Raw genomic sequence first — 26,383 nt, 5'->3', positions numbered from 1 at the left:
GGATGCGTATCCGCAACGACCGGGTCCAGGACGAGGTGCACATCGATCTGGTACCCCTGATCGACGTCATCCTCGTGCTGATCATCTTCTTCGTGGTCACCACCACCTTCGACGCGCGCTCGACGCTGCAGCTGCAGCTGCCGACCGCCAGCCAGCAGGACACCACCGAGCCGCCGCGCTCGCTCAGCGTGCTGGTCAACGCCGAAGGGCGTTACTTCATCAACGACCAGGAAGTACTGCGCACGGACGTGGAATCGGTCAAGCAGACCATTGCCGCCGTCGCCGGCACCGACCGTGAGCAGACCGTGCTGCTGCGCGCCGATGCCCGCACCCCGTACCAGGCCGTAGTGACCGCCCAGGATGCCCTGGGCCAGCTCGGTTTCCGTCGCATCGCCATCGCTACCGCGCCGGAGGTGCGTCCATGAGTAAACAACACGCGCCGGTCTGGCCGATCTACAAACGCCTGCTGGGCTACACCCGCGCCTACTGGGTGTTCATGGTGGCCGCCGTCATCGCGATGGTGGTCGAAGCCCTGGCCGGTTACCACTTCACCAAGCTGATGGAACCGCTGGTCAACCGCGGCTTCGTCAACCCCGAGCCGCGCATGGCGGTGATCCTGCCGCTGACCATCCTCGGGCTGTTCATGATGCGCAGCCTGGCCACGCTGGTCAGCGATTACGCGCTGGCCCGCACCGGCCGCAGCGTGGTGCGCGACCTGCGCGAACAGGTGCTGTCCAAGTACCTGCACCTGCCGTCGTCGCACTTCGACAGCGAAGCCACGCCGGTGATGGTCAGCCGCCTGAACTACGACACCGAGCAGGTCACCCAGGCCAGCGCCGATGCGCTCAAGACCCTGGTCGCCGACACCCTGACCATCATCGCCATGCTGGTGGTGATGCTGCAGATGAGCGTCAAGGTAACCGTGGCGATGCTGGTGGTGGTGCCGCTGATCGGCGTGATCGTGTCGTTCGTGGGCAAGCGCTACCGGCGCATCAGCCGCGGCATCCAGGACGGCATGGGCAGCATGGCGCAGACCGCCGAACAGTCGCTGGCCGCGCAGCAGGAAGTGAAGGTGCATGGCACCCAGGCGCACGAGATCTCGCGTTATTCGCGGCTGGCCAACCGCATGCTCGGCCTGAACATGAAGGTCGAAACCACGCGCGCGCTGGCGTCCAGCACCGTGCAGTTCCTGGCCGCGCTGGCGCTGGCCGTGATCGTGTGGGTGTCCACCCGCGAAGCGCTGGCCGGGCGCTTGAATGCCGGCCAGTTCATGGGCCTGATGACCTCGATGATGGCCATCATCCCGTCGCTGCGCCGCCTGACCAGCGTGCAGACCTCCATCTCGCGCGGCGTGGCCGCCGCCGAGCGCCTGTTCGGCATCCTTGACCTGCCGGTCGAGCGCGACGAAGGCAGCACCCGCGCCCAGCGCGTGCGTGGCGAGCTGTCTTTCCAGCACGTGATGCTGCGTTACCGCGAAGATACCGGCATCGCACTGGACGACATCACCTTCGATGCCAAGCCGGGCACGGTAACGGCCATCGTCGGCCGCTCCGGCAGCGGCAAGACCAGCCTCATCCGGCTGGTGCCGCGTTTCTATGAGCCCAGCGGCGGCCGAATCCTGCTCGATGGCGTGCCGCTGGACGACTACCCGCTGGCCGACCTGCGCCGCCAGGTGGCGATGGTCGGGCAGAAGGTCATGCTGTTCGACGATACCGTGGGCGCCAACATCGCCTACGGCATGGACGCCAGCGAGGAGCAGATCCGCGCTGCCGCCGAGGCCGCCAATGCGTGGGAGTTCATCGAGCGCATGCCGCAGCAGCTGCAGACCCCGGTGGGTGAGAACGGCGCGCTGCTGTCCGGCGGCCAGCGCCAGCGCCTGGCGATCGCCCGCGCGATCCTGCGCGACGCGCCGGTATTGATCCTCGACGAAGCCACCGCCGCGCTGGACAACGAGTCCGAGCGGCTGGTGCAGGATGCCCTGCAGCGCCTGATGCCCGAGCGCACCACGCTGGTGATCGCACATCGCCTGTCCACCATCGAACATGCCGACCAGGTGCTGGTGATGGACCACGGCCGCATCGTCGAGCGCGGCACCCACCGCGAGCTGCTGGCGCTGGGCGGGCTTTACGAGCACCTGCACAAGATGCAGTTCCGCGAAAGGCAGCCCTGATGGCGTCCAAGGGTTCCCAGACGCCGTCGTACTGGTACGACGGCAGTGCGATTCCGTTTGCCGCACGGCTGCTGGCGCCGGTGTACGGCGCCGTGGTGGCGCTGCGCCGTGGGCTGTACCGGCGCGGTTGGCGCAAGCGCCACGCGCTGCCGGTGCCGGTGATCGTGGTCGGCAACGTGACCGCCGGCGGTACCGGCAAGACCCCGCTGACCATCGCGCTGGTGGACCGCCTGCGCGAGGCGGGCTGGAAGCCGGGCGTGGCCAGTCGCGGTTATGGGCGCGAAGAGGCCAAGGTCCCGCGCTGGGTCGAGGCGAGCACGCCGACGGCGTTGGGCGGCGACGAACCGGTGCTGATCGCGTGGAAAACCGGCGTGCCGGTCCGGGTCGATGCCGACCGCGTGGCCGCCGGCAACGCGTTGGTCGAGGCGGGCTGCAACATCATCGTCTGCGACGACGGCCTGCAGCACTACCGGCTGGCGCGCGACATCGAAATCGAGGTGGTGGACGCACAACGCCGCTACGGCAACGGCCGGTTGATCCCGGCCGGGCCGTTGCGCGAACCCGCCGAACGCGCGCGCGACTGCGACTTCCGCGTGGTCAACCTGGGCCAGGCCAGCACCGATCCGTCCGCGCTCGCCTCCTGCGGGTTCGGCGAATGGGCGATGCAGCTGCATATCGACAGCGCGCAGCCGCTCAGCGGCGGCCGTGCCCGCGCGTTGTCGCACTTCCGTGGCCAGCGCGTGCACGCCGTGGCCGGGATCGCGCACCCGCAGCGCTTCTTCGACATGCTGCGTGCGCACGGTATCGGGGTGGTCCCGCATGCCTTCGCCGACCACCATGCGTATCAGGCGGCGGACCTTCGCTTTGGCAGCGAACTGCCGGTGCTGATGACTGAAAAGGACGCGGTGAAGTGCAAGGCGTTCGCCAACGAATGGCATTTTTCGGTGCCGTTGTCGGCCGATCTGCCCGCCGCGTTCTGGGTCAACCTGCTGGACCGCGTGGACAAACTCGGCAAGCGCTGAGCACCGGGTTTGCGGCACACTGGCGGCCATTGTTCCCGTGTATTGCCGAGAGGTCCGCATGAGCCAGCCCGTCGATTTCGTCGTCGCCATTCCGGCGCGCTACGCCGCCTCCCGGCTGCCCGGCAAGCCGCTGCGGCTGCTCGGCGGCAGACCGCTGGTGCTGCGCGTGGCCGAACGCGCGCTGCTGGCCGGTGCGCGCGAGGTCTGGGTGGCCACCGACGATGCGCGCATCGCCGATGCCCTGCAGGGCCTGGACGGCGTGCAGGTGGCGATGACCGCCGCCAGCCATGCCTCCGGCACCGACCGGCTGGCCGAATGCGCCCGCCAGGCCGGCTGGTCCGATGACACCGTGGTGGTGAACCTGCAGGGCGACGAGCCGTTCGCCCCGGCCGAGGGCATCCGCGCGGTGGCGGAAGCTCTGGTCTACAGCGGTGCCGCCATGGCGACCCTGGCCACCCCGGTGGAGGATGCCGAGACCCTGTTCGACCCGAACGTGGTCAAGGTGGTACGCCAGCAGAACCTGGACGCGCTGTACTTCAGCCGCGCTCCCATTCCCTGGCACCGCGACGCCTTCGCGCAGTCGCGCGAGCGCCTCTCCGGCCCCCACTGGCTGCGCCACATCGGCATCTATGCGTACCGGGCCGGTTTCCTGCAGCAGTTCGCCGCGTTGCCGCCGGGCACGCTGGAACAGCTGGAATCGCTGGAGCAGCTGCGGGTGCTGGAGGCGGGCCACCGGCTGAGTGTGGCGCTGTCGCCGGCCGCCTTCCCGCCGGGGATCGATACGCCCGAGGACCTGGTGCGTGCCGAGGGCTGGCTGGCCCGCCGCGAAATTGACGGTGGCACGACGGTTGCATGACGCCCAGTCCGGCATAATCAGCGCATGAACGTACAGCCCGTCCAGGATCTGCCCGAATTCGCCACGTGGCTCAATGCCGCCCCGACCACCCTGACCGAACTGCGTGGTCGCCCGGTGGTACTGGCCTTTGTCAACGCCGCCTCGGTGTGGTGCGCGCACCGGCTGGCCGAGCTTGGCCAATGGCAGTCGCGCAACCCCGGCAAGCTGCAGGTACTGGTCCTGCAGGTGCCGCGCTTCGACTTCGAGCGCGAACCGGAGCAGGCGCTGAAACTGCTGCGCCGACAGGGCGTGACCGTGCCGGCGCTGCTGGATGCCGATTGGGACGGCTGGCGCAGGTTCAACGTGGCGGCTTGGCCGACCCTGGTGCTGCTGGATGCACAGGGGCGCGAGGTCGACCGCCTGGTCGGCTTCGGCGAGGAGCTTGATCGTGCCCTCAATGCACTCTGCCAGGGGACGTCCAGCCCGCTCGACGCGGACGCATCGCGCCAGCGCGAGCTGCATCCCGAGCCGCGCCTGCCATTGCTGTTCCCGACCGCGCTGGCGGTGAGCACCGAGCGGCTGTACATCGCCGACAGTGGCCACCATCGCATCCTCGAGTGCAGCCATGCCGGGCGGGTGCTTCGCCAGTTCGGGATGGGCACCGCCGACATGATGGATGGCGGCCCGGGCGAGGCCGCGTTCAACCGGCCGCAGGGCCTGGCCCTGGAACGCGAGTGGCTGTACGTCGCCGACACCGGCAACCATGCGTTGCGCCGGATCCACCTGCTGACCGGGCAGGTCGACACTCTGTGCGGCAATGGTCGTCCGGGCGAGCCGCGCGAAGGCGCGGTGGGTGACCCGCGCCAGACCCCCCTGAACCATCCGCAGGGCCTGGTGGTCGCCGACAACCAGATCCATATCGCGATGGCTGGCGACAACCGCATCTGGAGCTATCACCTGGGCCAGCGCACGTTGTCCTGGCGCGCCGGCTCCGGCGCGATCGACGAGCGTGACGGCAGCGGCCATCTGGCCGCGTTCGCGCAGCCGACCGCGCTGGCGGCGGTGCAGCAGGTGCTGTACGTATGCGACGCGCTGGGTTCGTCGATCCGTTCGATGCAGCTGCGCGGCGACCTGGTGCAGACGCTGGTGGGGCAGGGAATGTGGTCGTTCGGCGACCAGGATGGTCCGCGCACCGCTGCCCAGCTGCAGTACCCGCAGGCCATCGCGATGAGCCCGGACGCGCCCGTGTTGTGGATCGCCGACGCCGGCAACGGCCGACTGCGCACCCTGCGCCTGGGCGGCGGCGAACTGAGTACCGTGGCGCTGCCGCGGCGGCTGCATGGTCCGGCCGGGCTGGCCTTGGGCGGCGGTGCGGTGTGGATCGCCGAGACCGATGCCCATGCCGTACTGCGTTTCGACCCGGTGAGCGGCGTACTGAGCGACGTGCCGATCAGCGAATGACCCTCACTACCGCTCCGGCCTTCGATGGAAAGGCATTCGCGGCCCACCTGAGCACCGCGCCCGGCGTGTACCGCATGTACGCCGCCGACGACACCCTGCTGTATGTCGGCAAGGCCCGCGCGCTGCGCAACCGCGTGGGCAGTTACTTCAATGGCGCGCCCAAGACCGCGCGGATCATGTCCATGCTGTCGCAGGTCGCGCGCATGGATGTGACCGTGACGCGTTCCGAGGCTGAAGCGCTGCTGCTGGAAAACCAGCTGATCAAGTCGCTGTCGCCGCGTTACAACGTCTCGCTGCGCGACGACAAGACCTATCCCCACGTGCTGCTGACCCGCGAAGACTGGCCGCGCATCGCGCTGCACCGCGGGCCGCGCGCGGTGCCGGGCCGGTACTTCGGTCCGTACCCGGGGGTGACCGCGGTGCGCGAAACGCTCAACCTCATGCACAAGCTGTTCAAGCTGCGCAGCTGCGAGGACAGCGTGTTCCGCAACCGCTCGCGACCGTGCCTGCAGTACCAGATCGGCCGCTGCAGCGCGCCGTGCGTGGACCTGGTGGCCGCCGACGACTACGCCGAATCGGTGCGGCGTGCCTCGATGTTCCTGGAAGGCAAGAGCGACCAGCTGGCGCGCGAACTGGGCACGCAGATGCAGGCGGCCAGCGAAGCGCTGGAATTCGAGCAGGCCGCGCGCCTGCGCGACCTGGTCACGTCCCTGCGCAGCATGCAGACCCGCCAGTACGTGGATGGCCGCGCCGCCGACCTCGACGTGCTGGCCTGCGCCACGCAGGGCGCAAGCGCCTGCGTGATGCTGCTGGCGTTCCGCGATGGCCGGAACATGGGAACGCGGCCGTTCTTCCCGCGCACCAACGGCGAAGAAAGCGCGGACGAAGTGCTCGGCGCTTTCGTGTCGCAGTACTACGCCGAACATTCCCCGCCGCGCGAGATCCTGCTGGACCGCGAGATTCCCGATGCCAGCCTGATCGAATCGGCGCTCAGCGCCTCGGCCGAGGCCAAGGTGCAGCTGAAGTGGAACGTGCGCGGCGAACGGGCCGGTTATGTCGAGCTGGCCAGCCGCAATGCGCAGATCACGCTGGTCAGCGAGCTCACCAGCCGCAGCGCCCAGCATGCGCGCAGCGAGGACCTGCGGCAGATGCTCGGCCTGGCTGAGCAGGTCAAACGCGTGGAGTGCTTCGACATCAGCCACACCATGGGCGAAGCCACCGTGGCTTCATGCGTGGTGTTCGATGCCAGCGGCCCGGTGCGCAGCCAGTACCGGCGTTTCAACATCAGCGGGATCGAACCCGGCGATGACTACGCGGCCATGCGCCAGGCCATCGACCGTCGCTTCCGTCGCGCGGTGGAAGAGGAGGGCGTGCTGCCGGACCTGCTGCTGATCGACGGCGGCGCCGGCCAGTTGGCCCAGGCGCAGGCCGCACTGGCCGACCTCGGCGTGGAAGGGGTGATGCTGGTGGGCGTGGCCAAGGGCGTGGAGCGCCGCGCCGGACACGAAGCGCTGGTGATGCCCGATGGCCGCGAGCTGCGCCCCGGCGCCGCATCACCGGCCCTGCAGTTCATCCAGCAGGTCCGCGACGAAGCGCACCGGTTTGCGATCACCGGCCATCGGGGCCGCCGGCAGAAGGCGCGCATGACCAGCAAGCTGGAGGACATTCCCGGCATCGGGCCGCGCCGGCGCGCCAGCCTGCTCAAGCATTTCGGCGGGCTGGTCGGCCTGAAGGCGGCCGGCGAGGCGGAAATCGCCAAGGTGGAGGGCATCAATGACGCCCTTGCCGCACGCATCTACGCTAACCTTCATGGACTGCCCACGCCCCCTGCGGCCGGCGAGTAGAGAGACGCAATGAAGTTGACCCTCCCCACCTGGCTGACGTTGCTGCGGATCGTGATGATCCCGGTGCTGGTGCTGGTGTTCTACCTTCCCTACACCTGGACCAATTTCGCCTCGGCGGCGATCTTCGGCATCGCCGCGCTGACCGATTGGCTGGATGGCTGGATCGCCCGCCGCTACGACCTGGCCTCGGCGTTCGGCGCCTTCCTGGACCCGGTTGCGGACAAGCTGATGGTGGCCGTGGCGCTGTTCCTGATCGTGCAGGGCCACCCCACGCCGTGGATGGCATTCTGGGCCGCCGTCATCGTCGGCCGCGAAATCGCGGTGTCGGCACTGCGCGAATGGATGGCTGAAATCGGCCAGCGCGCGAAGGTGCGGGTGGCCCTGATCGGCAAGATCAAGACCACCGCGCAGATGGTCGCGCTGCTGTGCCTGTTGTATTCGGTGGCGCCGAACACGCCGGTGTCCGATATCTGGATGGGCGAACCGGTATTCCATGTCGGCGACTGGACCCTGGCGATCGCTGCGGTACTCACCCTGTTCTCCGGCCTGCAGTACCTGCATGCGGCGTGGCCGAGCCTGCGCGAGGACGAACGCGCCGCACGTGAAACCGCACGCCTGAAAAAGAAGGGCTGAGGGCTGTTGACAGCACCGCGTTTGGCTGTAGAATTTCGCCTCCCAAGCGGGAATAGCTCAGTTGGTAGAGCGCAACCTTGCCAAGGTTGAGGTCGCGAGTTCGAGTCTCGTTTCCCGCTCCAGATTCAAGAAAAAAGCGACCCTCGGGTCGCTTTTTTCGTTGGTGGTCGCGCTTCATTCCCGCTTCACCGGCACTTCATGGCCGCCCCGCCTGCCGCCGCGATCCTGTGCGCCCGCATCCGCAGGAATGCATCGCAATGAACACCCCCAACGCCGCATACGACTGGGACCTGGTCGTGGTCGGCGCCAGTTTCGCCGGCGCCGCCTGCGCACTGGCCGCTGCCGAATTCGGCCTGCGCGTATGCGCGCTGGAACGCAAGGAAGATCCAGGCGCGCGCCTGCATACCACCGGCATCCTGGTCAAAGAGGTCGTTGAACAGACCTGGCTGCAGCGCATTCCGCCCGCACTGCTGCAACGCGTGGAACGCGTGCGCCTGTATGCGCCGAACCTGCGCAGCGTGCAGCTGGCCGCACCGGGCTACTACTTCATGACCACCGACACGCCGAACCTGATGCGCTGGCTGGCAGCCGAACTGCCTGCGCATGGTGTCGAGCTTCGCCTGCAGCAGTCCTTCACCGAGGCCGTGCGCGATGGCGAGGGCTGGCAGGTGGCCGGGGCAGGGCGCACGCGCTATCTGGTGGGCGCTGACGGCGCCCGTTCGCGCGTGGCCCAGCGCACCGGGCTGGGGCGGGTGCACGACACCCTGTTCGGGATCGAGCAGGAATTTGCCGGCCTGCAGCTGCCAGAAGGTGGCGCGCTGCACTGCTTCGCAAGCCGTCGCTTCGCGCCCGGCTACATCGGCTGGGCAGCGCAGAACCCGACCGGTGTGCAGATCGGGCTGGCGCTGCGCCACGACCCCGCGCATGCGCGCCAGCCGGACCTGGCGGGTTTCCTGGCGCACATCCGCAGCGTGATCGGACTGCCCGAAGCGGCCCGCCCCAGCGCGACCCGCGCCGGGCTGGTCCCCTGCGGGCTCGCACGCGGGCCGATCGCCGCGCCGGGCGTGATCCTTACCGGAGACGCGGCCGGTATCGTTTCGCCGTTGTCGGCCGGTGGCATCCATTCGGCCTGGCGGCATGGCTGGACGGTCGGCGATGCGGTGGCCCGCCACCTGCGCGGCAGGGGGCCTGCGGCCGAAAGCGTCGCCGTCCGCGCCGCGCCCACGTTCCGGCGCAAACGGGTGCTGCGCTGGGCCATGGACCACCTGCAGGCGGATTGGCCGCTGGATCTTCTGCTGCAGTCCCGCCTGCTGCGGCGGGTGGCCGAACAGGTCTATTTTCATCGTCGCGGCATGCGCATGTACGGCTGAATACCGCTGCATAAACCTGTTGACGACGTGAAGGAATCCCGACACAATAGCGCTCCTTCGACGCAGGTGCCGGTCGCAGGACGCAGCAACACTGCGGGAATAGCTCAGTTGGTAGAGCGCAACCTTGCCAAGGTTGAGGTCGCGAGTTCGAGTCTCGTTTCCCGCTCCAGATTTCGACAGGGCCCCCCAGGGGCCTTGTTTTTCTCCGCGGTGGCACGCGGCGATGAAGTGTAAAAAGGCTGGTGTGTTACCCGCGGTTCCGGTAACATATTCGCCTGATTTTGCGGGAATAGCTCAGTTGGTAGAGCGCAACCTTGCCAAGGTTGAGGTCGCGAGTTCGAGTCTCGTTTCCCGCTCCAAATCCTGACCAGGCCCCGTTCTCGGGGTCTTGTTTTATAGGGTCACCGGCCTGGTGGCAGAGTGGTCATGCAGCGGACTGCAAATCCGCGTACGCCGGTTCAATTCCGACCCAGGCCTCCAGTAATTCGACAGACCCCGCTTCGGCGGGGTTTTTCGTTTCCGCCCTTCACCTCGCCCGGACGAGCGCACACCTACTGTGCAGTACCGTTTCGTGTCGAGGATGTTCGATGGATATCGCCTTGTGGTTTGCAGCCGTCGGCGCGCCCGGTTCGTTCTGGGATTCGCCCAGCAACGTCAGCGGCGTGGTCGTGCTGGGGTTTGGGCTGGCGGCCATCGTGCTTTCGTTCGGCCTCGCCAAGGTGTTCAAGCGCTTCAACGGCGTGGCCTGGATGGTGCTGGGCGCCGGCGTGGCCATCAGCGCCTATGGCATCTGGCGGATGGGGGGCTGACCACCCGCCGGGCCTTCGCGGGCTGACATCACGGTGTCAACAACCGCGCGGCATCCTGCCTGCGTGGACAGGAGCGTGCCTGAACCATTCAGGGCCTGTTTGATCGCCTGTTCACCATTGGTTGACTTGGCGCGAAGGGCATGAAAGGGTGGAGTGAAACGTGGGTGAAGTCCTGCCGCCTCCCAGCGGCGGGGCGACAGGCGCAAGCCTGGCAGGGGGAATTGCTCGTCTTCGATGCAGGGCAGGTCCAAGGGAGGTCGTATGCGATACGGCGCGAATGACTTGGCTGACGGCGTCCGCACCGAGCTGGAGGCCAGCTACAGCAAGCACGGGTGTGGGCCGGAGTTCTGGACCACCTACCAGCAGGTGCTTGAACGCCTGGTGCCGCAGGGCCGCGGCCGCACCCAGGTGACCAACGAACTGGCCCTGATCATTGAACAGCTCGGCATTGTCCGGCGCGCGCAGATGGTGCCGCCGCCCGACAACCGCACGCGCTGAGGCCAACCGCCCGGGGATGGCGGTTACAGGTAATGCAGCCCGATACCGAGCAGCGCGGCCAGGCTGAGCAGTGCCGCCAGCGTGCGCGGACGAAGCCACCGTCGCGGCCTTCCCTGCATCTCGTTTTCGCTGGCCAGCTGGACCAACCCGCTCGGAAACCGCCACGCGCGCATCTGCGCATCGCAGGCATCCACGCACGCGCCACAGGCGATGCAGTCCGGCTGCGGCCCGGCGCGCACGTCCAGCTGCATGGGGCACACCTGGACGCAGGCACCGCAGTCCAGGCAATCGCCCAGCCGATCGTCGGCGAAGCGCGGCGGCGGGCCGGCCAAGGCCGGATGCGCCGCACGGAAGGCGTAGTCGCTGGCACTGGTCGGATCGAGCATGCCACGACCACGTTGCTGCACCGAACCTTGTCCACGCTGGCGGGCGCCGCGCGGTTCGGCGCGGCGGGCGTCGTAGCAGACCTTCGGGGTGTCGGCATCGCACAGCATCGGGGCCACCCGCGCATACGGGCACAGGTCGATGCAGACCTGTTCGCGCAGAAAGCCGGCGTTGGCCCACGCGGCCGTGGCGTAGAACAGCACCCAGAACGTTTCCCAGCCGCTCCAGCGGGCCGGCCAGAAGCCGGCCACCAGCGGTTGGATCGGACTGAACAGGCCGACGAAGGTGATACCGGTCCATAGTGCGACCGCGGCCCAGGCCAGGTGTTTGACCACGCGGGCCAGGGCCGGCGGTCGCAGTCGTCGCGTGGCGCTGCGTTCAATCCAGCGGAACAGGCCGCTCCACAACGTCTGCGGACAGGCATGCCCGCACCAGACCCGCCCGGCCACGGTGGTGAGCAGCACCAGCGTGCAGGCCAGCACCGCGACCAGCCCGAACAGCACGCCGACATCCTGCGGCCACAGGGTCAGCCCAAACAGGTCGAAGCGGCGCGCCGGCAGGTCGAACAGCAGTGCCTGCCGCCCGTTCCAGCGCAGCCAGGGCAGGGCGTAGAACAGCATGAGCAGCGCTGCCCATACCAGGGCGCGCCAGCGCAGGGCAGGGGGCGCAGCCGGCGTCATCCCAGCGGCAGCTCGTCGTCATCGCGCGGCCGCGGCCGCAGCAGGTAGCCGGTGACCGCGCTGGCGGCAGCGGTGACCGACCAGAACATGAAGAAGCCCAGCGTGTAGCCCAGTTCGCGACTCAGCGCCTGGTCCGGAAAGGTGATGTCGCGCAGGCGCAACGGATCCACGAAGGCGAAAAACACCGCGCAGGCCAGCCCGGCGGCGACAAAGCTCGGCCACAGCACCGCACCCCACTGCTGGATCAGCAGGCGGCGGCGGTTGCCAGGCGGGGCGTTCAGCGTGTCCATGGCCTGCACGGTAGGCCCTGCGACAGCACGCCACATTGATCCTGATCAAGGCGGCGTAGCATCATGACCGCATGTCCTCGTCCGTCGCCCCCGTGCTGCCGGCCGCCTCCCTGGCGCTGTGCAGCGAGCAGGAAGTCACCCGCCTGGTGCACGACTTCTACGCCCGCGTGCGCCAGGACGAGCAGCTGGGCCCGGTGTTCGAGGCGCGCATCCACGAGTGGGACGTGCATCTGGCCCAGCTGGTGGATTTCTGGTCGGCCATGCTGCGCGGCACCCGCCGCTTCAACGGCAACCCGATGTCCAAGCACATGGCCATGCCGGAGCTGGAGCGCGCGCTGTTCGACCGCTGGCTGCTGCTGTTCCGGCGCACCACCGCCGAACTGGGCAACCCGCCCATGCAGCAGCTGGCCGACGACGTGGCCACGCGCATCGCCGACACCTTCTGGCGGCGCATCCAGATGCAGCGCTGGCCCGAACTGCCGCTCGCCGCAAGACCGCGCCTGGATTGATCTGGCTCAATGCGCCGCCGCGCGCGGGCGCGCACGCTTGGTCCATGGACACCCTTTCGCCTGCCGCCGCCGGGCTTGCCTGGCACTTCGACCCGGACCTGCTGCGTCGTCACGACCGGCCCGGCCCGCGCTACACCTCCTATCCCACCGCGCCGCATTTCCACGACGGCTTCGATGAGCATGGGCTGCGTGCCGCGATCGCGGCCAGCAATGCCGAAGCGCTGCCGCTGTCGCTGTACGTGCATGTGCCGTACTGCAGCAGCCCTTGCTTCTACTGTGGCTGCAACCGGGTAATCACCCGCGACCATGGCAAGGGCGTGGCGTATGTCGCGCGCGTGCTCAGCGAAGCCGACCTGATCGCACCGCTGTTCGACGCCTCGCGCGAAGTGGTGCAGCTGCACCTTGGCGGTGGCACCCCGAACTTCCTGGCCGCGACCCAGATGCGCGAGCTGATCGAGGGGCTGCGCCAGCGCTTTTCGTTCAGCACCTCGGCCGCTCGCGACTTCTCGATCGAGCTCGATCCGCGCTTCGTCACCCGCGAGGACATCGCCCGGTTGGGCGCGTTGGGCTTCAACCGGGCGAGCCTGGGCATCCAGGATTTCGACCCGGTGGTACAGCGCGCGATCAACCGCGAGCAGGGCGTGGAGGCCACGCTGGAGGTGCTGCGTGCGTGCCGCGAGCATGGCCTGCGCTCGGTCAACGTGGACCTGATCTATGGCCTGCCGCACCAGACCCTGGAGGGCTTCGCGCGCACCCTGGAAACGGTGCTGCGCGAACGCCCCGACCGGTTGGCGATCTACGGCTATGCGCACCTGCCGAACCTGTTCAAGGCGCAGCGGCAGATCCCCGATGCCGCGCTGCCCAGCCCGGAACAGAAGCTGGCGCTGCTCGGCCTGGCGGTGCGTCGGCTGTCGCTGGCCGGGTACCAGTACATCGGCATGGATCACTTCGCACTGCCGGAAGAGAACCTGTCCCGCGCCCAGCGCGCCGGCCAGTTGCACCGCAACTTCATGGGGTACACCACCCACGCGCAGACCGACCTGGTCGGGCTGGGCGCCAGCGCGATCAGCCGCATCGGCAACTGCTACAGCCAGAACCCGCGCGACCTGCCGGGCTGGGAAACGGCGGTGGATGCCGGGCGCCTGCCGGTGTGGCGGGGGCTGACCCTGGATGCGGACGATGCGCTGCGCGCCGCGCTGATCAACCAGCTGATGTGCCAGGGCGAGGTGGATGGCCGCGCGCTGGGGGCACGCCATGGTGTCGATTTCGACCAGTACTTCGCCGATGCGCTCACCGCATTGACGGCGCTGGAGGCCGACGGCCTGGCCGAGTTCCGCGACGGCGTGGTGCGCGCCACCGCGCGCGGGCGTCCATTGCTGCGCCTGCTGGCGATGTGCTTTGACCGTTACCTGGCCCAGCCCGAACAGCCGGTGCGCTATTCGCGGGCGATCTGAGGTGGTGCCCGGAGCCGGAATCGAACCGGCATGGGGTTGCCCCCGGCGGATTTTAAGTCCGATGCGTCTACCAGTTTCGCCATCCGGGCGGCGCTGCGGAGGGATTGTAGCGGAATCCTAGGGGGCGCTAGCATCAGCTTTCCTGCTCCGGGCCATTCTGCATATGCTGAAACTGCACATCGGCAACAAGAACTACTCCTCGTGGTCGATGCGGCCGTGGGTGCTGATGACCCAGGCCGGCATTCCGTTCGACGAAGTCGTGCTGCGCTTTGACAGTTTCGACCCGGACTCGCAGTTCAAGCGCAGCGCCGAGGCATTGTCGCCCTCGGGCACCGTGCCGGTGCTGGTCGATGGCGCGCTGGTCGTCTGGGATTCGCTGGCCATCGCCGAATACCTGGCCGAACGGTTTCCGGAATCGGCGCTGTGGCCGCAGGAGACCCGCGAACGTGCGCTGGCCCGCAGCGCGACCGCCGCCATGCACAGCGGGTTCGGCGCGTTGCGCTCGCACTTCCCGATGAACATCGAAGCACTGCTTCCCGAAGTGGGGGCGCGGGTACTGCGCGAGCAGCCGGATGTAGTGGCCGACCTGCAGCGTCTGCAGGCGCTCTGGGAGGGGTTGCTGGCACGCCATGAGGGCCCGCTGCTGTTCGATCGTTTCAGCATCGCCGATGCGTTCTTCGCGCCGGTGGTGATGCGCCTGCACACCTACGCCGTGCCGGTGTCGCCGCGCGTTGCCGCCTACATGCAGCAGGTGCGGGCGCTGCCGGGCGTGCAGGCATGGATCGCGGCGGCGCTGGACGAGCACGATTTCCGCCCGTTTGAAGAGCCCTATCGGCAGGCACCGGACCCGGGCTGATCGGCACCGGTACTTGAGGCACGGTTTACGCCGCTGCGATGCGCGCCGTACGCTGCACGGCAGGCGCACAGGAAGGTGGACAGGCATGGCGAAGAGGGCAGCAGCAGGCGCGTTGCTGGTGTGGCTGGCCTGTGCGGGTGTGCCCGAAGGCAGGGCGCAGCAGGCACCGCCCGAGGTGGTCGACCTGGCGCCGGTGGTGGTCTCCGGCGTGCAGCCCGGGCCGGGCATGTGGCGGGTCACCAATGCGCAAGGCCACACGTTGTGGATCCTGGGCACGGTATCGCCGCTGCCGGCCAGGCTGGACTGGCGCGCCGACGAGGTCAAGGCGGTCATCGCCAGCGCCGATGCCGTGTTGGGGCCGCCGGGCTGGACGCTGGATGCCGATGTCGGCTTTTTCAGCCGGCTCACCCTGCTGCCCTCGGCCATGAAGGCGCAGCACGACCCGCAGGGCAGGCGACTGCAGGAGATTCTGCCGCCGGAGCTGTATGCGCGCTGGCAGCCGTTGAAGGCCCGTTACCTCGGGCGCGGCAATGGGGTGGAGAAGGACCGCCCGCTGGTGGCCGCCACGCGGCTGTACGTGGCTGCCCTCGACGAGGTCGGGCTCAGTCCCCGATCCGGCGTGGGCAAGCTGCTTGAAAAGGCGTACAAGGCCCGCGGCCTGACGCCCGTGGTGACCCGGGTGGAGGTCAAGGTGGACGATCCGCGCGCCGCACTGAAGGAAGTGCGCGCCAGCCCGCTGCAGGACGTGGCCTGCCTGCAGCGGACGCTGGACGTGGTTGAACACCAGATGCCGCTGCTGGTCGAGCGCGCCAACGCCTGGGCGGCAGGGGATATCGACGCGCTCCAGCAGTTGGCCTTGAAGAGCCAGTACGACGCCTGTGTCGGCGCGATTGCCGACAGCGAGCTGGGGCGCCGGCGTGGCATGACCAACCTGGATGCACGCGCGGCGGAGAAGTGGATGGGCGCGGCACGCACAGCGCTGGCCGGCAACGCGGTCACCTTTGCGACCGTGCCCGTGCACACCCTGGTGGAACCGGGTGGCTATCTCGAGCGGCTGCGCCAGGCCGGCTACCACGTCGAGTCGCCCTGAGCCGGAAAACCATCTTTTCACCCCCGCGATCTTCATGGCATAGTCATGTGGACTTCACCGGGGGGTGCATATGGCGTTGCAGGCGTTCGCCTATGTAAGCGAGGCAGTCGACGGCATCGACGGTCCGGGCATCGACCGCATCCTCGCCGAGGCCTCCAACTTCAACCGCGTGGCCGGTGTGACCAGCGTGCTGATGTTCGATGGCCGGCGCTTCCTGCAGTACATCGAGGGCCCGGATGATGGCGTAGCCCCGGTCGAGCAGCGCGTGATCAACGCGCGCAGCCACCAGCAGATGCGCGAACTGGCACGCGGCGAGGTCGGCACGCGTCATTTCCCGCGCTGGACGATGGCCTCTGCCCGCATCGACCCGGACGTGATGAGCGCGATCATCGATGCCGACTGGACCGGGTTCGCCGCTTACGCGCCCGTGGATGGCCAGCGCCGGGTCGGCTTCGCGCGTCTGCTCGAGGTATGGACCGGCGTCTCCGGCGAACTCGAACCCGCAGCCGTGACGCTGGGCTCGTGAGTGGCGTCGCTCGTAACACAAAGATCACAGTCCGCTTCGTACCATGTGTCTACCAGCTGTGACCGGTCCGGGGTATGCCCCGGGGTTGTCTGAAAGGGAAGTAACCGCAGCTGGACCACTTGTTGGCCGTCGTCCGTACTCTCCGCGGGCGGCGGCTTTGTTCTTTGTGGCGCAGCGCCTGCCGCGTTAGGCTTGTCGCAACTGTTTCCTGGTGGTGCCCCGCATGATCGATCGTTCCCCCGCGTACCTGCTGCCGCGCCTGCGTGCGCCTGCGGGGCTGGCCGGATGACGGCGGCCGACCGCGCCGCACAGGCACGCATCGGCGTGATTGGGCTGGGCTATGTCGGCCTGCCGTTGACGGTAGCGTTCGGCGCGCAGCTGCCCACGCTCGGCTACGACATCGACCATGCGCGCGTGGCCGAACTGCAGCAGGGCCGCGACCACACCCTGGAAATGTCGGCGGACGAACTCGCCGCTGCGGTGCAGGCGCGCTACAGCGTCGACCCGGCCGACCTTGCCGCGTGCACCGTTTACATCGTGACCGTGCCCACCCCGATCGACGCACACGAACAGCCGGATCTTGGCCCGCTGCGCGACGCGAGCATCCTGATCGGCAGCGTGCTCAAGCCCGGCGACCTGGTGATCTACGAATCCACCGTCTACCCCGGCACCACCGAAGAGGTCTGCGTGCCGCTGCTGGAAGCCGGCTCAGGGCTGCGCTTCAACCAGGACTTCCACTGCGGCTACAGTCCGGAACGGATCAACCCGGGCGACCGCCAGCGGCGCCTGCCCGACATCCGCAAGATCACCTCCGGGTCCACCCCGGAGATCGCCGCGCTTGTCGATGCGTTGTACGCGCGCATCATCACTGCGGGCACCTGGCCGGCACCGTCGATCCGCGTGGCCGAAGCGGCCAAGGTGATCGAGAACATCCAGCGCGACGTCAACATCGCGCTGGTCAACGAGCTGGCACTGATCTTCGACCGGCTCGGCATCGATACCCAGGATGTGCTGGATGCCGCCGGCAGCAAATGGAACTTCCTGCCGTTCCGCCCCGGCCTGGTCGGTGGCCACTGCATCGGCGTGGATCCGTACTACCTGCTGCACAAATCCGAAAGCGTGGGCTACCACCCGGACCTGATCCACACCGCGCGGCAGGTCAACAACCGCGTCGGCGCGCACGTGGCGCAACGCGTGCTGGCGCTGCTGGCCAGCCGCGGCAAGGCACCGCAGCGCGCACGCGTGCTGGTGCTGGGGGTGACCTTCAAGGAGAACTGCCCGGACCTGCGCAACAGCCGCGCGCTGGAACTGGCCCAGGCCCTGCAGTCCAGCGGCGCGCAGGTGCAGGTGCAGGACCCGTGGGTCGGTCCGGCCACGCTGGAAGGCAGCGGTGTGCAGTGGGTGGAACAGCCTGACCCGCAGGGCTACGACGCGGTGGTGCTGGCGGTGGCGCATGACCGCTTCCGCGCGATGGACACCGCACGGATCCGCGCGCTGCTCGCGCCGGATGGGATCGTCTACGACGTGAAGTCGGTCTGGCCACGGGACGTGGTCGACGACCGCCTGTAGACTCGAACCCGGTTGTTGATCGAGGAAAGCCATGCATCGTTACCTGGTCTACGTGCTCGCCATCCTGTTGCTCCCGGTTTCGCTGTATCTGGCCGGGTACTGGGCCGCCTGGTACTGGGGCGTGGGCATCAGCGCGGCGATGGTCATCGTGGGCACCTGGGACCTGCTGCAGAAGCGCAGCACGCTGCGCCGCAACTACCCGGTGATGGCGCATTTCCGTTACGGGCTGGAATCGATCGGCCCCGAAATCCGCCAGTACTTCGTGCAGAGCGATCTCGAGGACGTGCCGTTCTCGCGCCAGCAACGCGCGCTGATCTACCAGCGCTCCAAGAACGAAATGGACGTGGTGCCGTTCGGCACGCTGCGCAGCACCTACGCGGTGGACTACGAATGGATCAACCATTCGCTGGCGCCGACCGAGGTGGCCGACCACGACTTCCGCGTGCTGATCGGGCCCAACTGCGCCAAGCCGTATTCGGCCAGCGTGTTCAACATCTCGGCCATGAGCTTCGGCTCGCTGTCGGCCAATGCGATCCGCGCGCTCAACGAAGGCGCGCGCCGTGGCGGTTTCTACCACGACACCGGCGAAGGCTCGATTTCACCCTACCACCGTGAGATGGGCGGCGACCTGGTCTGGGAAATCGGCTCCGGCTATTTCGGCTGCCGCGATGAGCACGGCGGTTTCAGCGAAGAGCGTTTCGTCGCCAACGCCAACACCGACCAGGTGAAGATGATCGAGATCAAGCTGTCGCAGGGCGCCAAGCCCGGCCACGGCGGGGTGTTGCCGGCCGCCAAGGTCAGCGCCGAGATCTCCGCCACCCGCGGCGTACCGATGGGCGTGGACTGCGTGTCGCCGTCGAAGCACTCGGCGTTCAACACGCCGGTGGAACTGCTGCAGTTCGTGGTGCGCCTGCGCGAGCTGTCCGGTGGCAAGCCGGTCGGTTTCAAGCTGGCCATCGGCCACCCGTGGGAATGGTTCGGCATCGCCAAGGCAATGCAGGAAACCGGGCTGCTGCCGGATTTCATCGTGGTCGACGGTGCCGAAGGCGGCACCGGCGCGGCGCCGGCCGAGTTCATCGACCATGTCGGCGTGCCGATGCATGAAGCGCTGTTGCTGGTCCACAACACGCTGGTCGGCCTGGACCTGCGCGACCGGATCCGGGTCGGGGCGGCGGGCAAGGTCAGCAGTGCCTTCGAGATCGCGCGCACCATCGCGCTGGGCGCGGACTGGTGCAATGCCGGGCGGGGTTTCATGTTCGCGCTGGGCTGCATCCAGTCGCTGAGCTGCCACAGCGACCGCTGCCCGACCGGCATCGCCACCCAGAACCCGAACCGCTGGCGGCACCTGGACCCGGCCGACAAGGCCACCCGCGTGCACAACTACCACGAGAACACCCTGCGTGCGCTGCGCGACCTGCTGTGCGCGGCCGGCCTGCAGCATCCGGCCGAACTGGGCCCGGAACACATCGTGCGCCGCGTGTCGCCGGTGGAGATCCGCTCGCTGGCCTCGCTGTACCGCTACCTCACCCCGGGCGAACTGCTGCGCCGGGTGCCCGACCACGCGGTATTCCACGACTTCTGGGCGGATGCACGCAGCGACTCGTTCCAGCCACCAGCGCGCATCCAGGCGCTACGCAACAGCAAATCGCGCTGACGCGCGATGTGCTGTTGCGCCGCCCGACCAACGGTCGGGCGCTACCGGCGTGTGCCGACCGCTGCCTGTACGCTACCGGTAGGTACCGACCGTTGGTCGGTACGCGGCGTCATCGCGCGAGGTACTCCACCACACCGCGCCCGGCGCGCAATCCGCTGGCGAAACACGCGGTCAACAGATACCCGCCGGTAGGCGCTTCCCAATCCAGCATCTCCCCGGCGCAGAACGCGCCGGGCAGGTCGCGCAGCATCAACGTGTCATCCAGCGCTTCCAGCCGCACGCCGCCGGCGGTGCTGATCACCTCGTCGATCGGTCGCGGGCGCAGCGGCGTCAGCGTCAACCGCTTCAGCGCGGTGGCGATGGTTTCGGCCGGCAGCTGGCCGGCGTCCTTGCCCAGCACTTCAAACAGCAACGCCGATTTCACCCCACTGAGACCCAGCTGGCGGCGCAGGTGTTCGCCGAAGCTGCGGCCCTGGCGTGGCTTGTGCAGCTTGTCCAGCAGCTGCGCTTCGGTCTGCCCGGGCAACAGGTCCAGCTGCAGCTGCACCTGGCCATCGCGCGCCAGGCGGTCGCGCAGGTCCGCGGCAAGCGCGTAGATGAGGCTGCCTTCAATGCCATTGGCCGTGATCACGCACTCACCCTGCTGCGCGTGTTCCTGGCCGTCCAGCCCGAGCCAGTGCGCGACCACCGGCTTCAACGGGGCGCCGGCCTGGCGGTCGCGGAAGTAGGGCGTCCAGTCGATGTCGAAACCGCAGTTGGCCGGTTTCAGCGGTGCGATGTCGATGCCGCGCGCGGCCAGCGGCGCCACCCACGCGCCATCCGAGCCCAGCTCGGGCCAGCTGCCACCGCCCATCGCCAGCACCACCGCATCGGCCTGCACCGTGGCCACTCCGTCCGGAGTCTCGAAGCGCAGCGCACCGTCGTCCTGCCAGCCGGTCCAGAAGTGCTGCACATGGAAGCGCACGCCCTGTTCCTTGAGCCGCCGCACCCAGCCACGCAGCAGCGGGGCGGCCTTGCGGTCGACCGGGAACACCCGCCCGGAGGTGCCAACATAGGTTTCCACGCCAAAGCCTGCCGCCCATTCGCGCAGTGCGGAGCCGTCGAAATCGGCCAGCCACGTGCCGACCTCGGTCGCACGCTCACGGTAGTGGGACACGAACACGTCCTGCGGATCGGAATGGGTGAGGTTCAAGCCGCCCTTGCCGGCGATCAGGAACTTGCGCCCGGGCGAGCCCTTGGCCTCGTACAGGTCCACGGCGTGGCCGGCGGCGCGCACGGTCTCGGCCGCCATCAGCCCGGCCGGGCCGCCGCCGATGATCGCCACGCGTCGCGCAGGGTGGGCGGGAGTGCTCATGCGGTTCAGCGCGGCTTGACGTCGAGCAGCTCGACATCGAACACCAGCGAGGCGTTCGGCGGGATCGGGCCGGCGCCGGAGGCGCCATAGCCGTAGTCAGCCGGAATCATCAGGGTGCGCTTGCCGCCGACCTTCATGCCGGCAAAGCCTTCGTCCCAGCCTCTGATCACCCGGCCCTGGCCCAGCCCGAAGCTGAACGGCTCGCCGCGATCGACCGAGCTGTCGAACTTTTCGCCGTGCTTGTTGGCGGCTTTCTCGTCGTACACCCAGCCGGTGTAATGGACCACGATGGTGCTGCCCGGGGTGGCCTCGGCACCGGTGCCGGGCTGGGTGTCGATCTTCTCGAAGGTGGCGATGCTGCCACCCGGCGGCGGGCCGGGCGGGGTGCAGGCGGCCAGCAGCGACAGCAGCGCGGGAACGAGCAGGAACTTCGGCAGAGCACGCATGGGCGGCACCGGATGGAAAATGGGACGCAAGGGTAGCGCATCGCCGGGCGCTATCATGGGCGCATGTCGAAACTGCTGCTCAACCTGCGCAATGTCGCGGACGATGAAATCCAGGATGTGATCACCCTGCTGGACCGGGCGGGCATCGCCCATTACCGCACCGAACCCAGCCCGTGGGGAATCTCCTTTGGCGGCATCTGGATCCGCGACGACGCCGACCAGCCCCGTGCCAAGGCCCTGATGGCCGAGTACCAGCAGGCGCGCGGCGAGCGGGTCCGCGCCGAGCGCCAGGCCGCGCTGGCCGACGGCAGCGCCGAAACCTTCGGCACGCTGCTGCGGCGCCGCCCGCTGTTCGTGGTGGCGGTGCTGGCCGGCATGCTGGTGGCCGCCGCGCTGGTACTGCTGCCGTTCGTGCTGCTGCGCGGCTGAATGGCCGGTTGGGCGGGTGGGGCGGGGCCCGGGTAAAATGGGCGGATGATCGCCAATACCGCCGCCTATCACTTCACCCCGATCGCCGACCCGGACGCGCTGTGTGCCACGCTGCTGGCGCGCGCCGAGGCGGCCGCACTGCGTGGCACCGTGCTGGTGGCGGGCGAGGGCATCAACCTGTTCCTGGCCGGCCCTGAAGCCGGCATCGACGGCTTCTACGCCGCGCTGCGCGCCGATCCGCGCTTCGAGGGGCTGCGGGTGAAGACCAGCTACAGCCAGATGCAGCCGTTCGCCCGGCTCAAGGCCAAGGTCAAGCCAGAGATCATCAGCTTCCGCATCGACGACGGCCAGCCGCTGGCCTATCCTCGCGCCCCCTCGGTGGACCCGGCCACGGTGCAGCGCTGGCTGCGCCAGGGCCATGACGATGACGGCAAGCCGGTGGTCATGCTCGATACCCGCAATACCCAGGAAATCGAGTACGGCACCTTCCAGGATGCGCTGGTGCTGCCGATAACAAAGTTCACCGACCTGCCCGAGGCACTGGCCCCGCACCGCGACGCGTTGCGTGACAGCACCGTGGTCAGCTTCTGCACCGGTGGCATCCGCTGCGAAAAGGCCGCGCTGTGGATGCGCAACGACGGCATGGACAACGTGCTGCAGCTGGACGGCGGCATCCTCGGCTACTTCGAGGCCGTGGGCGGCGAAGGCTACGACGGCCGCTGTTTCGTGTTCGATGAACGCGTGGCCCTCGACGCGGAATTGAAGCCGCTGGTTGACCAGGCCGCCGATTGATATCGCGCGGGAATCAGCATTCCGCCAGCGGCCATGGTGTCCTTCGACCGGCGCCCCCATCAACAGGGGATAACCTTTGATGGAACGCCCCATGCAACTGTCGATTCTTGATCTGGCCCCGGTCTGCGAGGGCAGCGATACCACCCAGGCCTTTGCCAACATGCTGGACCTGGCCCAGCACGCAGAAGGCTGGGGCTTCCACCGCTACTGGCTGGCCGAGCACCACAACATGCCAGGCATCGCCAGCGCCGCCACTGCGGTGCTGATCGGCCACGTGGCCGGCGGCACCCAGCGCATCCGCGTCGGGGCTGGCGGGATCATGCTGCCGAACCACTCCCCGCTGCAGGTGGCCGAGCAGTTCGGCACGCTCGCCTCGCTGTACCCGGACCGCATCGACCTCGGCCTGGGCCGCGCGCCGGGCACCGACCAGCCCACCGCACGCGCCCTGCGACGCTACTTCGACAGCGCCGACCAGTTCCCGCAGGACGTGCGCGAGCTGCTGCACTATTTCGAGCCGGCGCAGCCCGGGCAGGCCGTGCGCGCGGTCCCCGGCGCGGGCATCCCGGTGCCGGTGTGGCTGCTGGGCTCCAGCCTGTTCAGTGCACGCTTGGCGGCGGCAATGGGCCTGCCGTTTGCCTTCGCTTCGCATTTCGCCCCGGACGCGATGGACGAAGCGCTGGCGGTGTATCGCCGCGAGTTCCGCGCCTCGCAGTACCTCACCGCGCCGTACGCGGTGCTGGGCCTGAACGTAGTGGCGGCCGAATCCGAAGCCGAGGCCAAGCGCCTGTTCACCACCCAGCAGCAGAGCTTCGTCAACCTGCGTCGCGGCCTGCCGGGCCTGATTCCACCGCCGATCGACGACATCGAAGCCTTCTGGCAGCCGCACGAGAAGATCGGCGTGCAGAACGCGCTGGCCTGCGCGGTGGTCGGCGACCAGCGCCAGGTCAGCGAAGGCATGGCCGCGTTCGCCGCACGCCACAAGCCCGACGAACTGCTGCTGACCGCCAACATCTACGACCATGGCGCGCGCAAGCGCTCGTTCGGGTTGGCGATGCAGGCGTGGAAATCGGCGACGCGATGATGGGTAGAGCCAGCCCTGCGTGGCTGGCGCACTCCACACGCGAAGGCGACGTGACCATCCGGTTCACGTCGCCATTCCCACCCTTCCGGTGTGATGGAGCTCCTTATTCCAGGAGTCACCGCATGGCCGACCAAGATCGCCAGCAGCACATCGAACAGCTGGCCGAACTGATCCGCGACGTGGACATCGCCATGTTCACCACCACCGGCGTGGACGGGCGCCTGTACAGCCGCCCGCTGGGCACCCAGGAAGTCGAATTCGACGGCGACCTGTGGTTCGCCACCGCCGCCGACAGCCCCAAGGTGGCCGAGATCGCGCTCAACCCGCGCGTCAACGTGGCCTATGCCTCACAGTCGAAGAACACCTACGTGTCGGTGGCGGGCATCGCGCGCATCGTCGACGACCGCGCCAAGGTGGAGGAACTGTGGTCGCCGCCGATGAAGCTGTTCTTTCCCGGCGGCAAGGATGATCCGAACCTGCGCCTGATCCACGTGCGTGCCGAATCGGCAGAGTACTGGGACGGCCCCGGCACGCTGCTGGGCAAGGCGCTGAGCTTCGTGCTCTCCGCCGTCAGCGATGACCCGAGCACGTTGTCCGACAACGGCGTGGTCGACCTGCGTTAGAACCAGCGCTGGAACAGCTCGGTCAGGTAGTGCACCAACTGGCCGGAGCTGAAGCTGAAGAACAGCACCGCGGCAATCGCGCCGATCCAGTTGACCAGCATCAGGGTGCCGTCGCGTTCCAGCAGCGCCAGCGAGAACAGCAGCAGCTGGAACCCGAACAGGTAGTTGGTGAACGGGATCGGCAGCGACAGCAGCACGCCGGTCAGCACCAGCAGCAGGCCGGTGAACGCATGCGCCGGCAAGGGCACGAGAAGGGCCGGACGACGCGGCTTGAGCATGCGATCCAGACGGCGCAGCGCGCCGTCGATCTTCCCCAGGAATTTATGCATCGTGCCGCGTCGCGGCCCGCGGTTGGCGATGAACCCCGGCAGCCACGGGCGCCGCATGCCGCACAGCATCTGCACGCCGATCAGGACTACCAGCGGACCGCTCACGGCGCCGCCCAGCCCGGGAACCGGAATGAACGACGGCAGGATCGCAATGAACAGGAACACGCCGAACGCGCTCTGCTGCAGGCCCTGCAGGATCTGCCCCAGGCGCAGGCGTTCATCGGGATCGCCGTGGTCGAACATCGCCAGCAGCGTACGGATGCCTTCGTTCTGGTATTCCGGCCGGCCCTGGTCCGGCGCCGGAGGCGGATCAGCCGGTGAGTTCATCAGTCTCCTCTTCGGCCAGCGTGCGCAGCAGCAGCTTGTCCACGCGCGCGCCGTCCAGGTCGACGATCTCGATGCGCCAGCCGGCCCAGTCGAAGTACTCCCCGGCATGCGGAATGCGGCCGAAGTAGTGGATGCACATGCCGGCCAGCGTGTAGTAGTCGCCGTCATCGGCATCGGGCAGTTCGGCGTTGCCCATCAGTTCGCGCAGGTCTTCGATCGACAATGACCCGTCCACCAGCAGCGAGCCGTCCTCGCGGGTCACCACCAGCGCGTCCTCGTCGACGTTCTCCACCGACTGCATGCGGCCGACCACCGCGCCCATCAGGTCGCTGATGGTCACCAGCCCCTGGATCTCGCCGTACTCATCCACCACCAGCGCCACCGACTGCTGCTCCTCGCGGAAGATCTCCAGCAGCTTCATCGCATGGGTGGATTCGGAGACATACAACGGCTCGCGCAGTTGCTGGAACAGCGAGTGCTCATCGCGCACCAGGCGGGTGACCAGGCTCTTGACCTCGAGCACGCCGACGATGTCCTGGTCGTTGCCGCGGAACACCGGGTAGCGCGAGAACTCGTGCTCGCGCATGGTGGCCAGGTTCTTCTCCGCGTCGGCCTGGGTATCCAGCCAGGCGATCCGGTTGCGCGGGGTCATCAGGCTGTCGGCAGTGCGGTCGCCCAGGCGCATCACCCGGTTCATCATGTCGCGCTCATGCGCGTCGATCACGCCGGCCTCGTGGCTTTCGGCCACGAGCATGCGGATCTCTTCTTCGGTCACCGTGGCGGCTTCGTCATTGCCCAGGCCAAGCAGGCGCAGGACCAGCCGGGTGGTCTTGGACAGCAGCCAGACGAACGGGAAGGCCAGCTTGGCCAGCCAGCTCATCGGCAGGGCGACCAGCCCGGCGATGTCCTCGGAGCGGGTCAGCGCCAGGCGTTTGGGCACCAGTTCGCCGAAGATCAGCGTGACGAAGGTGATCAGGGTGACGGCCAGGCCCTTGCCGACCAGTTCGGCGTGGCCGAAGCCGGGCATCAGGCTCTTGATCCAGATGGCAATGGCCTCGCCGATGGCGTCGCCGCCAAGCAGGCCGGTCAGCACGCCGATCACGGTGATGCCGATCTGGACGGTGGAGAGGAAGCTTTCGGGCTTCTCGGACAGCTCCAGCGCCTTGGCGGCGCGCTTGGAGGTGCCGGCCATCTGCTTCAGGCGGCTCTTGCGCGAGGTCATGACCGACATCTCGGACATGGCGAAGAACCCGTTGAGCAGGATCAGGGCGAAAACAAGCAGGATCAGTTCAAACACGGGCGTCATCCCCGGTTGGTGGCAGGGAGGGCGTGTTCAAGCGCGGGCGGC

Annotated in this window: 27 protein-coding genes and 5 tRNA genes; 25 read left to right on the top strand and 7 right to left on the bottom strand. The window is 68.2% G+C overall.

Going from position 1 to position 26,383, the window contains the following annotated elements:
- Positions 1-2 precede the first annotated feature (2 nt).
- The 14 genes from KVS69_RS01560 (at position 3) to KVS69_RS01495 (ending at position 10,642) form a co-directional block, all read left to right on the top strand.
- Positions 3-425: a biopolymer transporter ExbD gene (locus tag KVS69_RS01560; protein ID WP_068850743.1), complete on the top strand. Its 423-nt coding sequence runs from the start codon at positions 3-5 to the stop codon at positions 423-425.
- On the top strand, positions 422-2,170 hold the full coding sequence (gene msbA / locus KVS69_RS01555) for a lipid A export permease/ATP-binding protein MsbA (protein WP_095364024.1): 1,749 nt from the start codon (positions 422-424) through the stop codon (positions 2,168-2,170). The genes KVS69_RS01560 and msbA overlap by 4 nt, the downstream gene beginning before the upstream one ends.
- Positions 2,170-3,192: a tetraacyldisaccharide 4'-kinase gene (lpxK, locus tag KVS69_RS01550; RefSeq protein ID WP_217536021.1), complete on the top strand. Its 1,023-nt coding sequence runs from the start codon at positions 2,170-2,172 to the stop codon at positions 3,190-3,192. The genes msbA and lpxK overlap by 1 nt, the downstream gene beginning before the upstream one ends.
- Before the next feature lie 58 nt (positions 3,193-3,250).
- Positions 3,251-4,048, top strand: a complete 798-nt coding sequence (gene kdsB / locus KVS69_RS01545; RefSeq protein WP_217536018.1) for a 3-deoxy-manno-octulosonate cytidylyltransferase — start codon at positions 3,251-3,253, stop codon at positions 4,046-4,048.
- A 24-nt stretch (positions 4,049-4,072) separates the two neighbouring features.
- A complete protein-coding gene (locus KVS69_RS01540) occupies positions 4,073-5,488 on the top strand; it encodes a hypothetical protein (RefSeq protein WP_217536015.1) in 1,416 nt (471 codons plus the stop codon).
- Positions 5,485-7,332 carry an excinuclease ABC subunit UvrC gene (gene uvrC, locus KVS69_RS01535; RefSeq protein ID WP_095364027.1) on the top strand — a complete coding sequence of 616 codons (1,848 nt, stop codon included), beginning with the start codon at positions 5,485-5,487 and terminating at the stop codon, positions 7,330-7,332. Before KVS69_RS01540 ends, uvrC begins: the two co-directional genes overlap by 4 nt.
- 9 nt (positions 7,333-7,341) lie before the next feature.
- The gene (gene pgsA, locus KVS69_RS01530; RefSeq protein WP_068850761.1) at positions 7,342-7,965 is read left to right on the top strand and encodes a CDP-diacylglycerol--glycerol-3-phosphate 3-phosphatidyltransferase; all 624 of its coding nucleotides are present in this window, start codon (positions 7,342-7,344) and stop codon (positions 7,963-7,965) included.
- Positions 7,966-8,011: 46 nt separating this feature from the next.
- Positions 8,012-8,087: transfer RNA gene (locus tag KVS69_RS01525), tRNA-Gly, on the top strand.
- A gap of 135 nt (positions 8,088-8,222) precedes the next feature.
- The gene (locus KVS69_RS01520) at positions 8,223-9,335 is read left to right on the top strand and encodes an NAD(P)/FAD-dependent oxidoreductase (protein ID WP_217536013.1); all 1,113 of its coding nucleotides are present in this window, start codon (positions 8,223-8,225) and stop codon (positions 9,333-9,335) included.
- 93 nt (positions 9,336-9,428) lie between these two features.
- Positions 9,429-9,504 (top strand) — tRNA-Gly (locus tag KVS69_RS01515).
- A gap of 114 nt (positions 9,505-9,618) precedes the next feature.
- A tRNA-Gly gene (locus tag KVS69_RS01510) sits at positions 9,619-9,694 on the top strand.
- 47 nt (positions 9,695-9,741) lie between these two features.
- Positions 9,742-9,815, top strand: a tRNA-Cys gene (locus tag KVS69_RS01505).
- A gap of 107 nt (positions 9,816-9,922) precedes the next feature.
- Positions 9,923-10,144: a hypothetical protein gene (locus tag KVS69_RS01500; protein ID WP_068850768.1), complete on the top strand. Its 222-nt coding sequence runs from the start codon at positions 9,923-9,925 to the stop codon at positions 10,142-10,144.
- A gap of 261 nt (positions 10,145-10,405) precedes the next feature.
- On the top strand, positions 10,406-10,642 hold the full coding sequence (locus tag KVS69_RS01495; protein ID WP_068850770.1) for a hypothetical protein: 237 nt from the start codon (positions 10,406-10,408) through the stop codon (positions 10,640-10,642).
- Positions 10,643-10,665: 23 nt separating this feature from the next.
- On the opposite strand, the gene KVS69_RS01490 is transcribed toward KVS69_RS01495, so the two are convergent.
- On the bottom strand, positions 10,666-11,706 hold the full coding sequence (locus tag KVS69_RS01490) for a 4Fe-4S dicluster domain-containing protein (RefSeq protein WP_217536012.1): 1,041 nt from the start codon (positions 11,704-11,706) through the stop codon (positions 10,666-10,668).
- Positions 11,703-11,987 (bottom strand): hypothetical protein, encoded by a 285-nt coding sequence (locus KVS69_RS01485; protein ID WP_095364065.1) that lies wholly within the window; start codon positions 11,985-11,987, stop codon positions 11,703-11,705. Before KVS69_RS01485 ends, KVS69_RS01490 begins: the two co-directional genes overlap by 4 nt.
- An 80-nt stretch (positions 11,988-12,067) precedes the next feature.
- On the opposite strand from KVS69_RS01485, the gene KVS69_RS01480 reads away from it, so the two are divergent.
- On the top strand, positions 12,068-12,505 hold the full coding sequence (locus KVS69_RS01480; RefSeq protein ID WP_217536006.1) for a group III truncated hemoglobin: 438 nt from the start codon (positions 12,068-12,070) through the stop codon (positions 12,503-12,505).
- Positions 12,506-12,549: 44 nt separating this feature from the next.
- The gene (gene hemN / locus KVS69_RS01475) at positions 12,550-13,959 is read left to right on the top strand and encodes an oxygen-independent coproporphyrinogen III oxidase (protein WP_217536005.1); all 1,410 of its coding nucleotides are present in this window, start codon (positions 12,550-12,552) and stop codon (positions 13,957-13,959) included.
- 2 nt (positions 13,960-13,961) lie between these two features.
- Here the strand turns inward: hemN and KVS69_RS01470 are convergent.
- Positions 13,962-14,048, bottom strand: a tRNA-Leu gene (locus KVS69_RS01470).
- 74 nt (positions 14,049-14,122) lie between these two features.
- Here KVS69_RS01470 and KVS69_RS01465 point away from each other — a divergent pair.
- From KVS69_RS01465 to KVS69_RS01445, 5 genes are all read left to right on the top strand, one after another.
- Positions 14,123-14,815 (top strand): glutathione S-transferase family protein, encoded by a 693-nt coding sequence (locus tag KVS69_RS01465; protein ID WP_217536004.1) that lies wholly within the window; start codon positions 14,123-14,125, stop codon positions 14,813-14,815.
- A gap of 85 nt (positions 14,816-14,900) precedes the next feature.
- A complete protein-coding gene (locus KVS69_RS01460; protein ID WP_093534076.1) occupies positions 14,901-15,905 on the top strand; it encodes a TraB/GumN family protein in 1,005 nt (334 codons plus the stop codon).
- Positions 15,906-15,975: 70 nt separating this feature from the next.
- On the top strand, positions 15,976-16,431 hold the full coding sequence (locus KVS69_RS01455; protein WP_217536002.1) for a BLUF domain-containing protein: 456 nt from the start codon (positions 15,976-15,978) through the stop codon (positions 16,429-16,431).
- A 285-nt stretch (positions 16,432-16,716) separates the two neighbouring features.
- Entirely contained in the window at positions 16,717-18,000 is a 1,284-nt protein-coding gene (locus tag KVS69_RS01450; protein ID WP_217536001.1) for a nucleotide sugar dehydrogenase, read from the top strand.
- Between the two features lie 31 nt (positions 18,001-18,031).
- On the top strand, positions 18,032-19,654 hold the full coding sequence (locus KVS69_RS01445; RefSeq protein WP_068850789.1) for an FMN-binding glutamate synthase family protein: 1,623 nt from the start codon (positions 18,032-18,034) through the stop codon (positions 19,652-19,654).
- Between the two features lie 109 nt (positions 19,655-19,763).
- Here KVS69_RS01445 and KVS69_RS01440 read toward each other — a convergent pair whose 3' ends face one another.
- The gene (locus KVS69_RS01440) at positions 19,764-21,008 is read right to left on the bottom strand and encodes a TIGR03862 family flavoprotein (protein WP_217536000.1); all 1,245 of its coding nucleotides are present in this window, start codon (positions 21,006-21,008) and stop codon (positions 19,764-19,766) included.
- Positions 21,009-21,013: 5 nt separating this feature from the next.
- On the bottom strand, positions 21,014-21,454 hold the full coding sequence (locus tag KVS69_RS01435) for an FKBP-type peptidyl-prolyl cis-trans isomerase (RefSeq protein WP_217535999.1): 441 nt from the start codon (positions 21,452-21,454) through the stop codon (positions 21,014-21,016).
- Positions 21,455-21,517: 63 nt separating this feature from the next.
- Between KVS69_RS01435 and KVS69_RS01430 the strand changes: the two genes are divergently transcribed.
- The 4 genes from KVS69_RS01430 to KVS69_RS01415 all read left to right on the top strand — a co-directional run bounded on the left by KVS69_RS01430 (position 21,518) and on the right by KVS69_RS01415 (position 24,379).
- Positions 21,518-21,883, top strand: a complete 366-nt coding sequence (locus KVS69_RS01430) for a DUF6164 family protein (protein ID WP_068850799.1) — start codon at positions 21,518-21,520, stop codon at positions 21,881-21,883.
- Between the two features lie 45 nt (positions 21,884-21,928).
- Complete coding sequence (locus tag KVS69_RS01425; RefSeq protein WP_217535998.1) at positions 21,929-22,675, top strand: sulfurtransferase; 747 nt, start codon at positions 21,929-21,931, stop codon at positions 22,673-22,675.
- A 91-nt stretch (positions 22,676-22,766) separates the two neighbouring features.
- The gene (locus tag KVS69_RS01420) at positions 22,767-23,756 is read left to right on the top strand and encodes an LLM class flavin-dependent oxidoreductase (protein ID WP_093534515.1); all 990 of its coding nucleotides are present in this window, start codon (positions 22,767-22,769) and stop codon (positions 23,754-23,756) included.
- 122 nt (positions 23,757-23,878) lie between these two features.
- Positions 23,879-24,379, top strand: a complete 501-nt coding sequence (locus KVS69_RS01415; protein ID WP_068850805.1) for a pyridoxamine 5'-phosphate oxidase family protein — start codon at positions 23,879-23,881, stop codon at positions 24,377-24,379.
- On the opposite strand, the gene KVS69_RS01410 is transcribed toward KVS69_RS01415, so the two are convergent.
- Both KVS69_RS01410 and KVS69_RS01405 read right to left on the bottom strand, forming a co-directional pair.
- Positions 24,376-25,035 carry an exopolysaccharide biosynthesis protein gene (locus KVS69_RS01410; RefSeq protein WP_093534090.1) on the bottom strand — a complete coding sequence of 220 codons (660 nt, stop codon included), beginning with the start codon at positions 25,033-25,035 and terminating at the stop codon, positions 24,376-24,378. The two genes, KVS69_RS01415 and KVS69_RS01410, sit on opposite strands and share 4 nt — an antisense overlap.
- Positions 25,019-26,341 carry a hemolysin family protein gene (locus KVS69_RS01405; RefSeq protein ID WP_217535997.1) on the bottom strand — a complete coding sequence of 441 codons (1,323 nt, stop codon included), beginning with the start codon at positions 26,339-26,341 and terminating at the stop codon, positions 25,019-25,021. Before KVS69_RS01405 ends, KVS69_RS01410 begins: the two co-directional genes overlap by 17 nt.
- Positions 26,342-26,383: the final 42 nt, after the last annotated feature.

Origin of the sequence: Stenotrophomonas sp. GbtcB23 (genome assembly GCF_019091045.1) — a bacterium.
GTDB lineage: Bacteria > Pseudomonadota > Gammaproteobacteria > Xanthomonadales > Xanthomonadaceae > Stenotrophomonas > Stenotrophomonas rhizophila_A.
The sequence above is the reverse complement of the archived record's forward strand: the minus strand, read 5'-3'. Positions and strand labels throughout refer to the sequence as shown.

Excerpts from the sequence above, each read along its gene's own strand:
- KVS69_RS01465 (WP_217536004.1), top strand. The coding sequence starts at position 14,123 with ATGCTGAAACTGCACATCGGCAACAAGAACTACTCCTCGTGGTCGATG.
- lpxK (WP_217536021.1), top strand. The coding sequence starts at position 2,170 with ATGGCGTCCAAGGGTTCCCAGACGCCGTCGTACTGGTACGACGGCAGT.
- KVS69_RS01425 (WP_217535998.1), top strand. The coding sequence starts at position 21,929 with ATGATCGCCAATACCGCCGCCTATCACTTCACCCCGATCGCCGACCCG.
- pgsA (WP_068850761.1), top strand. The coding sequence starts at position 7,342 with ATGAAGTTGACCCTCCCCACCTGGCTGACGTTGCTGCGGATCGTGATG.
- KVS69_RS01490 (WP_217536012.1), bottom strand. The coding sequence starts at position 11,706 with ATGACGCCGGCTGCGCCCCCTGCCCTGCGCTGGCGCGCCCTGGTATGG.
- KVS69_RS01520 (WP_217536013.1), top strand. The coding sequence starts at position 8,223 with ATGAACACCCCCAACGCCGCATACGACTGGGACCTGGTCGTGGTCGGC.
- KVS69_RS01445 (WP_068850789.1), top strand. The coding sequence starts at position 18,032 with ATGCATCGTTACCTGGTCTACGTGCTCGCCATCCTGTTGCTCCCGGTT.
- KVS69_RS01460 (WP_093534076.1), top strand. The coding sequence starts at position 14,901 with ATGGCGAAGAGGGCAGCAGCAGGCGCGTTGCTGGTGTGGCTGGCCTGT.
- hemN (WP_217536005.1), top strand. The coding sequence starts at position 12,550 with ATGGACACCCTTTCGCCTGCCGCCGCCGGGCTTGCCTGGCACTTCGAC.
- KVS69_RS01480 (WP_217536006.1), top strand. The coding sequence starts at position 12,068 with ATGTCCTCGTCCGTCGCCCCCGTGCTGCCGGCCGCCTCCCTGGCGCTG.
- KVS69_RS01430 (WP_068850799.1), top strand. The coding sequence starts at position 21,518 with ATGTCGAAACTGCTGCTCAACCTGCGCAATGTCGCGGACGATGAAATC.
- KVS69_RS01495 (WP_068850770.1), top strand. The coding sequence starts at position 10,406 with ATGCGATACGGCGCGAATGACTTGGCTGACGGCGTCCGCACCGAGCTG.
- KVS69_RS01440 (WP_217536000.1), bottom strand. The coding sequence starts at position 21,008 with ATGAGCACTCCCGCCCACCCTGCGCGACGCGTGGCGATCATCGGCGGC.
- kdsB (WP_217536018.1), top strand. The coding sequence starts at position 3,251 with ATGAGCCAGCCCGTCGATTTCGTCGTCGCCATTCCGGCGCGCTACGCC.
- KVS69_RS01450 (WP_217536001.1), top strand. The coding sequence starts at position 16,717 with ATGACGGCGGCCGACCGCGCCGCACAGGCACGCATCGGCGTGATTGGG.
- KVS69_RS01560 (WP_068850743.1), top strand. The coding sequence starts at position 3 with ATGCGTATCCGCAACGACCGGGTCCAGGACGAGGTGCACATCGATCTG.
- KVS69_RS01455 (WP_217536002.1), top strand. The coding sequence starts at position 15,976 with ATGGCGTTGCAGGCGTTCGCCTATGTAAGCGAGGCAGTCGACGGCATC.
- KVS69_RS01415 (WP_068850805.1), top strand. The coding sequence starts at position 23,879 with ATGGCCGACCAAGATCGCCAGCAGCACATCGAACAGCTGGCCGAACTG.
- KVS69_RS01405 (WP_217535997.1), bottom strand. The coding sequence starts at position 26,341 with ATGACGCCCGTGTTTGAACTGATCCTGCTTGTTTTCGCCCTGATCCTG.
- KVS69_RS01540 (WP_217536015.1), top strand. The coding sequence starts at position 4,073 with ATGAACGTACAGCCCGTCCAGGATCTGCCCGAATTCGCCACGTGGCTC.
- KVS69_RS01410 (WP_093534090.1), bottom strand. The coding sequence starts at position 25,035 with ATGAACTCACCGGCTGATCCGCCTCCGGCGCCGGACCAGGGCCGGCCG.
- uvrC (WP_095364027.1), top strand. The coding sequence starts at position 5,485 with ATGACCCTCACTACCGCTCCGGCCTTCGATGGAAAGGCATTCGCGGCC.
- KVS69_RS01420 (WP_093534515.1), top strand. The coding sequence starts at position 22,767 with ATGCAACTGTCGATTCTTGATCTGGCCCCGGTCTGCGAGGGCAGCGAT.
- KVS69_RS01500 (WP_068850768.1), top strand. The coding sequence starts at position 9,923 with ATGGATATCGCCTTGTGGTTTGCAGCCGTCGGCGCGCCCGGTTCGTTC.
- KVS69_RS01435 (WP_217535999.1), bottom strand. The coding sequence starts at position 21,454 with ATGCGTGCTCTGCCGAAGTTCCTGCTCGTTCCCGCGCTGCTGTCGCTG.
- msbA (WP_095364024.1), top strand. The coding sequence starts at position 422 with ATGAGTAAACAACACGCGCCGGTCTGGCCGATCTACAAACGCCTGCTG.